Here is a 12,599-nt window from a genome sequence, read left to right on the forward strand (position 1 = left end):
ATCTCGGGAGCGCGTGGATGAGTAGACCGCTGGTTTCATTAGTCACAGTGACGTTTAACAGCGCCTCCACGCTCTCTCACTTCTGGGCAGATTGGCCGCGTGACGTCTGCGAATGGATCGTGGTGGACAACTGCTCGAGCGATGACTCCGTCGCTGTCGCTGAGGAGCTGGGTGCCCGCGTCCTTAAAATGCCGGCCAATCGTGGCTTCTCAGCGGCGAACAACGCGGGGGCGAAGCTAGCGACGGGCGATGTCCTTGGGTTCGTGAATCCCGACGTTACGGTCACCCGAGAAGGCGTCATGCATCTGGGCGACGTCGCTTGCGCAACCTCAGCTCTGGTAGCACCGCAACTGGTCAACCCGGACGGCAGCCTGCAGGAGAACGGGCGGGGCGCACCGTACCCGGCGCGCAAGCTGGCGCACATGTTTGCACCCGAGTCCGCCATGAATCGTCGCTATGTGCGCCATGTTGACTCCGGCCTGGCCCGAGTGGTCTGGGTAATGGGTGCGGCAGTCTTTGCAAGCCGCTCGACGTTCGATGCTATCGGCGGGTGGGACTCGGGCTTCTTCATCTACTACGAGGATTCAGACATCTGTCTTCGGGCATTGCGCCACGGCACGCCGACGTTCGTAGACGGTGACGTACGGTTCGTGCACGGATGGGCGCGCGAGACCGCGAACGGAAAATCGCTGGATATCTGGAAGCACGAACTCCGGTCTGCGGCGCGGTTCTACGTCAAGCATCCCCATTGCTTGGTTCCCGTTGGACGCCAGAGTCGGAGTCTCAGGGCTATAGACGGCAGCTACCCACAATGACGATTCCAACTCATGCAGTTATTCCAGTCGACGCGCCTAGGAATAGAATTGGCGCTGGCCTCCCGTGGCGCTTCGCGGCCGCACTCGTCACGATAGCACTGACTCTGCCATTCGCGCTCGACGCTCAGCACGCCCTTGTGCAGGGCGCGTTTGATTACGGAGATAGGGTTGAGTGGCAAGCGCGCGCCCTAATCTTTCTGCCACTTGCGGCTTTGGTTGCGAACGCCGGCGCTCGCGAGTTTCGAATTGCTATCTCGGTGTATTGGGCGTGGAGCTTCGTGTTCCTCGGCCTTGCCCCCGCCATCCAGCTCGCTACGCAGGGTTTCCCTTGGACCGGCACCTTCACGGTGCCGGTAATTGAGCAAGCTCAGTCGCTCGTACTCTTGGGTCACGTGGCCTTTGCTACCGTTGCGTGGCTCGCGGGGCGGCAACGTCCGACATCCAAGACTGCTGAGCCGTCAGGTGCCGATCCGTCGGGTCGAGAGGAGAAAGAGCCATACGTTCGGGTTCTGAATGCGTTCGGTCTGGCTTACGTGGTAGTGGCAACACTCTTCATCGCCTTCATGGGTAGCGCGCTCTTCAATGCTCGAGCAGTCTTTCGTGTCAGAGTTCTAGAGATTGCCTCTCTACCGCTAGGAGGATTCCTGTACTTTGCAGTTACTGCAGGCGCCATTGTCATACCGAGTGCACTGATCATCAGCCGCCGTTATGGGGTGAACGTCCCTGCCTGGCTGATAGTGGCGACTTGGCTAACCGCGGCAGTCGTAACCAACCCACTTGTTGGCTCGCGTTTTCTCAGTGGCAGCTTCATTGTTGCAACCGCAGTTGCGCTTCTCCATGGTCGGCACCTGCTCCGCCTGGTTCCAGTTGGGAGTGTGGTCCTGCTCGCTCTGGTGTTTCCGTCGCTGGACGTCCTCCGGGGCGACGCAACGGGTTCGAACGCCATCGAGGTGCTCTCCGTCGAAAATTCGCTGCTCGACTACGACTTCGACGCATTCGAGATGGGGACACGTGAGGTTTCATTGGCGCCTGAGGCCAAGGCGTTCCTTCCGAGTTCGAGCCACCTGCTCATAGCCCCCATCGCTCGATGGATCCCGATCGTGTCGCGTCCATACATCGGAGACTCCGGCGGGTCACTCGTTGCGCAAGCTACAGGCATGGAGTACACGAACGTGTCGATGCCACTCTGGGCGGAGGGTCACTTGATCGGCGGCACGGCCGGAACGATTGCGGCCCTCGCCGCGCTCGGTGCTTGGCTCGGGATCACTTCGCGAAGTCGTGGGCGAACCGCTGGCGTGCCGCAACTGGCGAGTCTCCCGGGAAGTACCGCTCTTCTGTTCATCGTGCTGCGGGGCTCGATCTACGAGGTACTTGGATACCTAGCGTTGGCCGTAATCATCTACTACCTCCTAGTCCGGAGCGGAAGAGTAAAGACAGATGCCTGAGATGTCGGGCGTTCGCCCTGCGGATGCACCCGTGACAGCTGCGTTCTACCTGCCGCAGTTCCATGCGATTCCTGAGAACGACGAGTGGTGGGGAGCAGGGTTCACCGAATGGACCAATGTGCGGCGTGCCCGCCCGCAGTTCGATGGCCACTACCAGCCGCAAGTGCCTGCTACGCCGTTCGGGGAGTACAACCTTCTCGACGATGACGTAATGCGGTGGCAGACCGAGCTCGCCCGGGAGAACGATGTCGATGCATTCGTGTTCTACCACTACTGGTTCGCAGGTCAACGCCTGCTGGAGAAGCCGGTCGACCGCTTCCTCCAGAGCGAGCTGGATCATGGGTTCGCGATCTGCTGGGCCAACGAGAACTGGACTCGACGCTGGGACGGAAAGGAGCGGGAGGTCCTGTTGGGGCAGGACTACACCGACGAGTCGCCAGCGGAGGTCTTCGAATCGTTCCTGCCCTACCTACGGGACCCTAGGTACATTCGTCGCGCAGGCGCGCTGGTTCTCCTCGTTCACCGGGCGGATCACCTGCCCGCGCCACGCAGGTTTGCCGAGACTTGGCGCCGTCTGGCATCGGAGAACGGCCTCGGGGAGCTTTGGCTTGTCGCGTCTGAGACGCACAGCGCCGGCCCTGACGAACTCGGCTTCGACGCCGTTGCTGAGTTCCCGCCGGTCGGGGACAGCGACCTGCGCACCGCGCTGACCCGACTCCCTGCCGGCGCGGCCAAGGATTTTCGTGGCCGGATGTGTTCGTATCCCGCACTGGCAGATCGATACATCACGCGGGAGAGGACGCAGTTCATCCGCCACCCGACGGTTGTGCCCCGCTGGGACAACACCCCTCGGCGAATGCAGAATGCGACTCTCTTCGTGGGGAGCACCCCACGGCTGTACGCCGAGTGGCTCACCCATGCCCGCGAAGCGGAGCGCGCTGCCAGGGGTAGCGATGGCCTGGTCTTCATCAATGCTTGGAACGAGTGGGCCGAAGGTGCGTATCTAGAACCGGACAACAAGTGGGGCTACGCCTATCTGGACGCGACCCGATGGGGCGTGTCTCCCTCGGATCTACCGCACGTCGACGAGTCGCATGCACGCGGCCGAGTGAACTTCGCAGGTCTGACACGAGGGTCTGCTCGCACCGTCAAGACCATGGTGCAATCAGCTCGCGAGCGCGCACGTCGGTGAGCGGGGAGAGCGTTGCGGCTGTTCTGGTCAACTGGAACTCCGCCGAGGATGTGACGCGGGTAGTCAGGGCCGTCCGCGAGGAGTACCCAGGGCTGGCGGTAGTGATCGTCGACAACGACTCAGAGAACTCGGACTGGTTGCTACTCGATCGTCTGGCAGCGGATGGTGCGACCATCGATCGGTTGCCGACAAATCTCGGGTACGCCGCGGGTGTCAATGCGGGACTGCGTATCGCACGGGCCCGCGGCTACGAATGGGCCTGGCTGTTGAACCCCGATGCCATGCCATATCCCGGTTGCTTGACCCTGCTTCTCCAGAACGCTGGCGAAAGCGGCCTGCTCTCCCCGCAGCAGCTGTCGTCGGAGCAACCTCTGAGTGATGACGCGGTGCCGTATGTCAGCGCGGCCCGGAGTGACGGGTCGCGGCTCGTGCATGAGCGCTGTCAGGGCTGCAGCGTTGGCCACCATCCAGTGGACGTCGTCACCGGAACTGGTTTGCTGGTCAAGGTCGACGCCGCCCACGCAGTCGGACTCATGGATGAGCGGTTCTTCCACTATAAGGAAGAGTTCGAGTTCGCCGAGCGAATGGCAGCCGTCGCACAGCTGCGCTATGTCTGCGCCGCCAAACTGTGGCATCAACGAGGCGGTTCGATGTCTCAGGAATCCCCACGCGCAACCTATTACCGGGTCCGTAACGAGCTGTTGTACCTGTCGCTGCGACTCGGCTCGGCGTGGCGCTTGCGCGCACGTACCCTGCGATGGGTGGCGCGCTCCGTTGCCGGCGCACTGCGGGCAACCCCGGCAACGCGTCACGCGACGCTGCGCGGCGTCGCGGACGGCTTGCGCGGACGCTGGGGCAGGGTGGCTTGATGCGGATAGTAATGATCGGGCACTCGGCAGGATTGTTGGGCGCCGAGCGCTCCATGCTCGACATAGCGTCGGGTGCTGTTGCCGACGGCCACGAAGTCGTCGTCGTCCTGCCCGCCCACGGACCCCTGGTGGACTCTCTGCGCGCCGCTGGCGCGACTGTCGTTCTCCTTCCCATGCGAGCCTGGATGGGAGCGCGACACTGGCTACCGCCGGTGGGCCTGATGCGAGTGTTCCAAGCCTTCGGGTCGGTTGGCGGACTGGTTTCACTCCTGCGATCGCTCCGCCCGGACGTGGTGGTGACGAACACCTCCGTCATTCCAGCTGGCGCGTGGGCAGCCGGCAGTCTTGGACTTCCGCACGTCTGGATCGTCCGCGAATCCCTGCGAGACAACAGGCAACTGGGCTCGTTCCTACCCAAGCGCTCGATTGCACGGCAGATCCTCAGACGGTCAGCCGCGTTGTGCACGATCTCGCCATACGTGGAGGAACAGATCTTCGACCTCGCGCGTGCGAGGCATCCGAACACCTTCACCGTGAGCCCCAATCCCGCAGCCGCTGTTGCGCGCACGGATCTTGCGCCTCCGGAGGGGGCTCGGAGGACATTGGTTCTTCCGGGGTACTTCTCGCGGGAGAAGGGGCAACACCTCGTCATTCTGGGCGCGTTCCTGGCACGGAAAGCCTGCAGTGACCTCGATATCCGTGTGGTCGGTCGTGGCGGGCTGGTCTTCTCGGCGCTTCTTCGAGCACTCATTCGCGTCCTGGGCTTGCGATCGAACGTGGCACTCCTGCCGTGGGCAGACGACCTCAGTGCTGAGTACACGGCAGCTCACTTCGTCATCACTGGCTCGCGCAACGAGGCCTTCGGTCGGACCGTAGTCGAAGCTTTTCGGCACGGTCGTCCTGTGATCGGCTTTGCACGCGGCGCCACCTCGATGCTTCTGCGCGACGGCGGCGGAATCGCCACCGAACCAGCGAACGCCAAGGGAATGGCCGCTGCTCTCCACCAAGCGGCCACAATGTCGGCGGAGGACTACGAAGACCTGAGACAACGGGCCGCGGCAAGGGGGGAGGAGTTCGCCAATGCCCCCTCGCAGTACGTGGCATTCCGAAACGTGCTTGTCGAGATTCAGCGGCGTCCGCTCCTCGCGGGCAACTAGGAATGAATACTTCGTCGTCTCGCTCTGATGCAGTCGTGAGTGCGGCCAGAGGACGGGCTCGTAAGGTGCTCGCGTACGCGGCATTCCCGATGATTGGGGCCGTCACGCCGCTGCTGGCCATACCGGCCATCTCAGATCGATTCGGTGCAGCGGGCTGGACCTCGATCGCGGTCGGTCAGTCGGTTGGTGCAGCCGCCTCCGTGGCCGTCGAGCTCGGCTGGGGCCTGACCGGGCCTCAGGCAGTCGCGTCGGCGGATCGTGCGGGGTCGTTCGCGCTCCTGGCGTCATCCTTGAAGTCCAGGGCGGCAGTGGCGGCCGCCGTAGTCCCGCTATCAGCTCTCATTGTCTGGTTGTTGGCGCCTCCGTATGTGGTGGCAGCCATGCTCGCAGGGGTGGCGATGACAGTGAGCGGCCTCTCGCTGAACTGGTTCTTCATTGGGCTTGGACGTCCGTCGCGCATCTTCTGGAGCGACGCGTTGCCGCGACTGCTCTCAGTGTTGCTTGGGGTAGTAGCGATCATTCTCCTCGATGCGCCTCTCGTTGCGTTCTCGATGTGCCTGGTGCTCGGGTATCTCGCCTCGCCTCTGGCTGGCGTGCTTCTCGTGCGGCCACGGCGGGTTGACTTCGCGCGGTCGGATGGGGTTGCGGCCGTTGTGCGCCGTCAGTCGATGGCGTTGCTCGGGCGTGGCCTCAGCGCGGTGTACATCGGACTTCCGGTTGCGCTCGTTCAAGCCTGGGCGCCCGGAGCCGTGGCTTCTTTCGCGGCTGCAGAACGTCTTATGAGGATGGGCTTGCTGGTGCTTCAGAGCGTCCCGAACGTTCTACAGAGGAGTATTGGAGTGGCGACCGCCGACGCTCGTTCGCTGGCTGCTGTTTCGAGGCAAGTTGTTCTCTTGCAGGCAGCGGTTGGGGTTGGGGCCGGAATCACCTGTGCATTGGCACTGCCGCGGGCGGTCGACCTGATGTTCGCAGGCGAGGTAAAGGTCAGCTACGCCACCTCTGCGGGGGCCGGTTGCGTCGTCCTGCTGACGTCGCTGTCCAGGGCGACAGGGATGCTGCTGGTCGCGCGTAGACGGGTCCGGTGGATCACCGTGAGTGCCGGCGCAGCCGCGGCGTCGGCCTTCCTCCTGTTGTCGGTGCTGCCCAGTCGTAACGGAGCTCCCGGCGCCATGCTGGCACTGGCTTGCGCAGAGGGCTTGGCACTCGTAGTGCAGGTGACAGGCCTCAGCCGCGGGGGTCGAGGGAAAACAACGCGGCCCTGACCGAATCGATCAGGGCCGCGTGCACCAGGCTGCGTCAGCTGGCGCTGTTGATCATGCCCGCGCCGACGGTGACGCCGGTGGCCTCGTCGATCAGGATGAACGAGCCCGTGGTGCGGTTCTTCGAGTACGGGTCGCACAGGAGCGGCACGGTGGTGCGCAGCTGGACGCGGCCGATCTCGTTGAGCGCGAGCTCGCCGGCCTCCTGGTCGCGGTGCAGCGAGTTCACGTCGAGGCGGTACTGGATGTCCTTGACCATCGCGCGGCCCATGCGGGTCGTGTGCTTGATGGCGAGCTTCTGCCGGGGCTTGAGCGGCTCGTTGGTCATCCAGCAGATCATCGCGTCGATGTCCTGGCTGGGCCGGGGAGCGTTCTTCGGGCGGGCGATCATGTCGCCGCGGGAGACGTCGACGTCGTCCTCGAGGTGGATCGTGACCGACATGGGCGGGAACGCCTCGGCGACCTCCTGGTCGAAGAGCTCGACCTTGGAGATGGTCGACGTCATGCCGCTGGGCAGCACGACGACCTCGTCGCCCTTCTTCAGCACGCCGCCGGCCACCTGGCCGGCGTACCCGCGGAAATCGTGGTACTGGTCGGACTTCGGGCGGATGACGTACTGCACCGGGAAGCGGGTGTCCACGAGGTCGCGGTCGGAGGCGACGTGGACGTGCTCGAGGTGGTGCATGAGCGTCGGGCCGGAGTACCACGGGGTGTTCTCGGAGCGGTTGACGACGTTGTCGCCCTGGAGCGCCGAGATCGGGATGACCTCGAGGTCGGGGATGTTGAGCTTCGTCGCGAACTGGGTGAACTCGCGGTGGATCTTCTCGTAGACCTCCTGCGACCAGTCGACGAGGTCCATCTTGTTGATCGCCAGCACCAGGTGCGGCACGCGCAGCAGCGAGAGCAGCACCGCGTGGCGGCGCGACTGCTCGGTGAGTCCCTGGCGGGCGTCGACGAGGACGAGCCCGAGGTCGGCGGTCGAGGCGCCGGTCACCATGTTGCGGGTGTACTGGATGTGGCCCGGGGTGTCGGCGATGATGAACTTGCGGTTGGGCGTCGCGAAGTAGCGGTAGGCCACGTCGATGGTGATGCCCTGCTCGCGCTCGGAGCGCAGGCCGTCGGTCAGCAGGGCCAGGTCGGTGTAGTCGTAGCCCTTGGACTGCGACGTGGTCTCGACCGCCTCGAGCTGGTCCTCGAAGATCGACTTGGAGTCGAGCAGCAGCCGCCCGATGAGGGTGGACTTGCCGTCGTCGACGGAGCCGGCGGTCGCGAACCGCAGCAGGTCGGCGTTCTCGGTGACAGCGGCAGCTTCCTCGCCGGCGGTGGTCTTCTCGTCGGCCATCAGAAGTAGCCCTCCTTCTTGCGGTCTTCCATGGCGGCCTCGGAGAACCGGTCGTCGCCGCGGGTCGCGCCGCGCTCGGTGACCCGGGCCACGGCAATTTCCTCGATGATGGCTGCGGTGTCGGTCGCCTCGGACTCGACGCAACCGGTCTGGGTGCGGTCACCCACGGTGCGGAAGCGGACCATCCGGGTCTCGACCTTCTCGCCGCCCTTGGGCTGGATCTCCGGGCCGACCGACAGCAGCATGCCGTCGCGCTCGATGACCTCGCGCTCGTGGGCGAAGTAGATGGAGGGGATCTCGATCTGCTCGCGGTGGATGTAGCTCCAGATGTCGAGCTCGGTCCAGTTCGACAGCGGGAAGATCCGCATGTGCTCACCGGCGTGGATGCGGCCGTTGTAGAGGCTCCACAGCTCGGGGCGCTGGTTCTTCGGGTCCCATTGGCCGAAGTCGTCGCGGTGGGAGTAGACGCGCTCCTTGGCGCGGGCCTTCTCCTCGTCGCGGCGGCCGCCACCGAAGGCGGCGGTGAAGCCGTTCTCCTCGATCGCGCCGAGCAGCGTGCCGATCTGCATCCGGTTGCGGCTGGTCTTGCCGTCGTCGACGACGTGACCGGCGGCGATCGCCTCGTCGATCGTGGCGACAATCATCCGCGCGCCGAGGCGGTCGACCCACGAGTCGCGGGTGGCGAGCACCTCGTCGAAGTCCAGGCCGGTGTCGACCTGGAGCAGCGGGAACGGCAGCTTGGCCGGGAAGAAGGCCTTCTCCGCGAGGCGGAGCATGACGATGGAGTCCTTGCCACCCGAGAACATCAGGACCGGCTTCTCGAACTCGGCGGCGACCTCACGGAAGATGTGGATCGACTCCGCCTCGAGCTGGTCCAGCTGGCTCAGCTGGTAGTCGACGTGGGTGTTGGTCATGGCGTAGCAAGGACCTCTCTAGGGACAGCAGCCATCATCGTAGCGACGGGCAGCGCCACGGACGATTCGCACTGCCGGGGGTGGTCACCCTGCGCCCACGGGGGTGGCGGGAGCGCCCGTGCGAATCAGCGGGTTTGGTTCCCGGATCGGGTGGGTACTACTCCACCATGCTTCTCTGGGCTGGTGTGATCCTCGCAGCGTGGATCCTGCTGTCCTTCCCCGTCGCCGTGGTCGTCGGGCGCATGTTCGCGGCACGCCCCGTCGTCGTCGCCGAGCCCGTCCGTACGCCGGCCGTCAGCGCCGAGCACGTGGCACACCTCTCACGCGTCGAGTCCCGGCGCAGCGCGGCCACGCGGTGGCCGCACGAGGCGCGGGTGCTCGCCACGTCGCGGCGTCGCGAGGCCGTGACCTCCGGCGGCCTCGCTCGCACCGCCGGGTGACCATGCCCACCTGACGGTCGAGCGGCCGGCGAGACGATTTGGTCGCCGCCACCGTGCCTTGGACACAATGGCGCGCATGCGGACCATCCCCCGAGCCCTCACGGCTGCGCTCGCAGGAGCCCTGCTCGTCACGGGCTGCAGCTCGTCCGACGACGGCGACGCCGCGCCGCCGTCGTACAAGAAGAGCGACAGCGTGCAGGCGAAGGTGCTGCCCCAGCTCGCCGCCAACGGCGAGGACGTCGAATCCGCCGATGACGCCGCCTGGGTCGTGGACGCCACGATCGACGACGTCGACGAGGGAACCGCGGTCGCCCTCGTCGCGAAGACCGACGACGGCTGGTCCGACGTCGACGAGCAGGAGACCGACGGCAAGGGCCGCGTCTCGCTCTCCAGCCGCGAGCCCGGCGACCTCCACGTGGTGGTCGGCGTCGGGGACGACGCCATCGGCACCCAGGTCGCGACCGGCGACGCCCCTGAGGCGACCTTCACCGACGACTTCGACGACGAGAGCACCGTCGACGGCCCCGACGCCACGTGGCTGACCCGCGACCAGGGCTACACCGGCGTCCGCACCTGCTCCAAGGCCAGCGCGGACAATGCCGAGGTCGCGGACGGCGTGCTCCGCCTCAGCGTGACCGAGGACCCCGAGCGCAAGGGCGACGAGTGCCAGCTCCCCGGCAAGCGCAAGAAGTTCCCCTACCGGCTCAACGGGCACCTCGGCACCGAGCACCGGCTGGACTTCACGTACGGCTACGCAGCCGCGCGCATCAAGACGCAGTCGGCCCGCGGCCAGCACGCAGCGTTCTGGATGCAGCCGGTCGGCGGCCAGGGCGCCGGCGGGCCCAAGAAGGGCGGCGCCGAGATCGACGTCATCGAGTACTTCGGCGACGACCACCCCGAGGGCGGGCTCACCAGCTTCACCTACTTCCTCGACAAGGCGGGCAAGAAGCAGACCGTCGGTGGCTGGCTCCCCAACGCCGACCAGCTCGGCGACGACTGGGCCGAGCAGTACCACGTGTTCTCCGTGGAGTGGACGCCCGAGGAGTACGTCTTCCGCATCGACGACAAGGTCACCCAGCGGATCAAGGGGGTGAGCTCGGGCAAGCCCGAGTTCCTCATCCTCAGCCTCCTGTCGTCGGACTACGAGCTGCCCCGCTTCGACGGCAAGCTGCCCCAGACCATGGAGGTCGACTGGGCGCGGGTGTGGGAGACCGGCCCGAAGTGAGCCGTGGACGAAGCGTGGTCGTCCTGTAGCAAGCGCGAGGACGCCGGCGTTCCAGACTCGTCGCGTGAAGCGAATGGGGGTCGGCGCGGTGCGTTGGGGACGGTGCAGGATCAAGTACGGGCGGGCGTGCCCGCACAACAGCCACTACCACCGTTTCTCGGACGAGTAGGCCGTCCGATGACGCACCGCGGAGTCGTGATCTTCTGGGCCGTGGCCGTCGCCGCGTGGCTCTTCGCGGGGTGGCTCGCGACGCAGCTGCCGTACTGAGGTCTGTTCGGGTTTGGGGGTTTCGTGACGGTCGCTGCGCGACCTCCTCAACCAGCGGTAGGCGGCGTGTCGAGGACGAGGGTGATGGGGCCGTCGTTGACGCTCTCGACACGCATGTCGGCGCCGAAGCGGCCGCGCTCGACATGGGCGCCGAGGCGCTCGAGCTCGGCGCAGACGGCGTCGTAGAGCGGCTCGCTCACCGGGCCCGGGGCGGCGGCCTGCCAGGTGGGGCGGCGGCCCTTGCGCGCGTCGCCGTACAGCGTGAACTGGCTGACGACCAGGACGGGTGCGCCGACGTCGCTGGCGCTCTGCTCGTCGCGGAGGAGGCGGAGGTCCCAGATCTTGCGGGCCGTCCACGCGACCTCGGCCGGTCCGTCGTCGTGGGTCACGCCGAGGTAGACGAGCAGCCCCGGGCGGTCGAGCTCGCCGACGACCTCGCCGTCCACCCGCACGCTGGCGGACAGCACCCGCTGGATGACGACGCGCACGACGGTGCCCCGCTCAGACGCGGGTGAGGATGCCGACCTCGACGAGGTCGTCGACGTGGGTCTCCACGAGCGACCTCGCGTCGCCGGACTCGGGCTCGCCGAACTCGACGAGGAGCCCCTCGGCGAGCCGGTCGAGGCTCGCGGTCCCCTCGCCGAGCAGCGTGAGGATGCGGGTGGCCAGGAAGGACAGCGCGACGACGGTCTCGCCGAGCATGACGCAACCGATGCCGTCGTCGCTGACGTGGAAGTCGACGAAGTCGCGGCGGCGCACGCGCTCCCCGTCGTCGACGGTGGCGGGGCCGAGGAGCTCGACGAGGGTCGGCTCGGGCACCTGCTCCGTCACGACCTCGCGCGCCGGCGGGTGGTTGAGCAGCTGCTGGGTGACGGCGACCAGGTCGTCGGCCTCGCGGTAGTCGACCCGGTGCACGGCGCCGACCTCCTCGACCAGGGCGGCCAGGCGGTGCAGCGGCTTGTCGAGGGCGCGGAGGTAGGACGCGTTGCCCGACAGGTGGGCGATCGCCTCCGCGGTGGGGAGCTCGGTGAGGACGGGCGGGACGAACCCCTCGGCGTGGCGCTCGAGCAGCAGCACGGCCGCCGGGCGGAGGTCGGCCGGGGCCTCGCGAAGGCCGAGGTCGTCGGGGGACTGCAGGCCCTCCGCGGGCTCGTCGGACGACACGAGCGGCTTGCTGTAGGGGAGCAGGTCGAGCGCGGCGGTGAAGGCGACGGTGTCGTCGGTGACGTAGCCGAAGTGGCGCGCGAGCGTGCGGGCCGCGGTCGAGCGCCCGCTGCCGGCAGGGCCGACGAGCACGACGCACCGGCCGGTCTCCGGGTCGGCGACAGCCGCGGCACGCAGCATCAGCAGGTCGCCCTCGTTGGCCTCGATCGCCTGGAGGGTGACGGCCAGGGCGACCTGGTCACCGACGACCGACCCGCTCGGCCCGGCGATCGCGCCGTGCGCGGCGGCGTCCTCCACCACGGCGGGGTCCTCGTCGACCAGCACGCGCACGCTCCGGCCCTCCACGTCGTCGACGCGCCGCGCGTCGCAGCGCGACCACGCCCGAAGGAGGTCGGCGGCCACGGTGTCGGCGTTGCCCCCGGCGACCTCGACGTGGACCTGGGTCCCGAGAGCCGTGACAGCGACGACGTGGCGAGGGCTGGCCGAGAGGGTCACTCGCGGGAGTCTAAG

12 protein-coding genes are annotated in these 12,599 nt (G+C 66.6%); 8 read left to right on the forward strand and 4 right to left on the reverse strand.

Annotated features, from left to right (window positions below; translation table 11 throughout):
* Positions 1 to 17 precede the first annotated feature (17 nt).
* The 6 genes from AC3A3L_RS20495 to AC3A3L_RS20520 all read left to right on the forward strand — a co-directional run bounded on the left by AC3A3L_RS20495 (position 18) and on the right by AC3A3L_RS20520 (position 6,740).
* Complete coding sequence (locus tag AC3A3L_RS20495) at positions 18 to 815, forward strand: glycosyltransferase family 2 protein (RefSeq protein WP_487641889.1); 798 nt, start codon at positions 18 to 20, stop codon at positions 813 to 815.
* On the forward strand, positions 812 to 2,260 hold the full coding sequence (locus AC3A3L_RS20500) for a hypothetical protein (protein ID WP_487641890.1): 1,449 nt from the start codon (positions 812 to 814) through the stop codon (positions 2,258 to 2,260). The genes AC3A3L_RS20495 and AC3A3L_RS20500 overlap by 4 nt, the downstream gene beginning before the upstream one ends.
* 31 nt (positions 2,261 to 2,291) lie before the next feature.
* The gene (locus AC3A3L_RS20505) at positions 2,292 to 3,452 is read left to right on the forward strand and encodes a glycosyltransferase WbsX family protein (RefSeq protein WP_487641891.1); all 1,161 of its coding nucleotides are present in this window, start codon (positions 2,292 to 2,294) and stop codon (positions 3,450 to 3,452) included.
* Complete coding sequence (locus AC3A3L_RS20510; RefSeq protein ID WP_487641892.1) at positions 3,449 to 4,321, forward strand: glycosyltransferase family 2 protein; 873 nt, start codon at positions 3,449 to 3,451, stop codon at positions 4,319 to 4,321. The genes AC3A3L_RS20505 and AC3A3L_RS20510 overlap by 4 nt, the downstream gene beginning before the upstream one ends.
* Before the next feature lie 11 nt (positions 4,322 to 4,332).
* On the forward strand, positions 4,333 to 5,478 hold the full coding sequence (locus AC3A3L_RS20515; protein WP_487641893.1) for a glycosyltransferase family 4 protein: 1,146 nt from the start codon (positions 4,333 to 4,335) through the stop codon (positions 5,476 to 5,478).
* Between the two features lie 65 nt (positions 5,479 to 5,543).
* Positions 5,544 to 6,740 (forward strand): lipopolysaccharide biosynthesis protein, encoded by a 1,197-nt coding sequence (locus AC3A3L_RS20520; RefSeq protein WP_487641894.1) that lies wholly within the window; start codon positions 5,544 to 5,546, stop codon positions 6,738 to 6,740.
* Positions 6,741 to 6,774: 34 nt separating this feature from the next.
* Here the strand turns inward: AC3A3L_RS20520 and cysN are convergent, their stop codons facing one another.
* Positions 6,775 to 8,079 carry a sulfate adenylyltransferase subunit CysN gene (cysN, locus tag AC3A3L_RS20525; protein ID WP_487641895.1) on the reverse strand — a complete coding sequence of 435 codons (1,305 nt, stop codon included), beginning with the start codon at positions 8,077 to 8,079 and terminating at the stop codon, positions 6,775 to 6,777.
* Positions 8,079 to 8,993, reverse strand: coding sequence for a sulfate adenylyltransferase subunit CysD (cysD, locus tag AC3A3L_RS20530; RefSeq protein ID WP_487641896.1), 915 nt, complete (start codon positions 8,991 to 8,993; stop codon positions 8,079 to 8,081). The genes cysN and cysD overlap by 1 nt, the downstream gene beginning before the upstream one ends.
* Positions 8,994 to 9,160: 167 nt before the next feature.
* On the opposite strand from cysD, the gene AC3A3L_RS20535 reads away from it, so the two are divergent.
* Positions 9,161 to 9,433, forward strand: a complete 273-nt coding sequence (locus AC3A3L_RS20535; protein WP_487641897.1) for a hypothetical protein — start codon at positions 9,161 to 9,163, stop codon at positions 9,431 to 9,433.
* A 76-nt stretch (positions 9,434 to 9,509) separates the two neighbouring features.
* Positions 9,510 to 10,658: a glycoside hydrolase family 16 protein gene (locus AC3A3L_RS20540; protein ID WP_487641898.1), complete on the forward strand. Its 1,149-nt coding sequence runs from the start codon at positions 9,510 to 9,512 to the stop codon at positions 10,656 to 10,658.
* A gap of 314 nt (positions 10,659 to 10,972) precedes the next feature.
* On the opposite strand, the gene dtd is transcribed toward AC3A3L_RS20540, so the two are convergent.
* Both dtd and AC3A3L_RS20550 read right to left on the reverse strand, forming a co-directional pair.
* Entirely contained in the window at positions 10,973 to 11,413 is a 441-nt protein-coding gene (gene dtd / locus AC3A3L_RS20545) for a D-aminoacyl-tRNA deacylase (protein ID WP_487641899.1), read from the reverse strand.
* Positions 11,414 to 11,426: 13 nt separating this feature from the next.
* Positions 11,427 to 12,584 carry a hypothetical protein gene (locus AC3A3L_RS20550; RefSeq protein ID WP_487641900.1) on the reverse strand — a complete coding sequence of 386 codons (1,158 nt, stop codon included), beginning with the start codon at positions 12,582 to 12,584 and terminating at the stop codon, positions 11,427 to 11,429.
* Between the last annotated feature and the right edge of the window lie 15 nt (positions 12,585 to 12,599).

The sequence above is a fragment of the Nocardioides sp. Soil_C_8 genome, assembly GCF_057656315.1.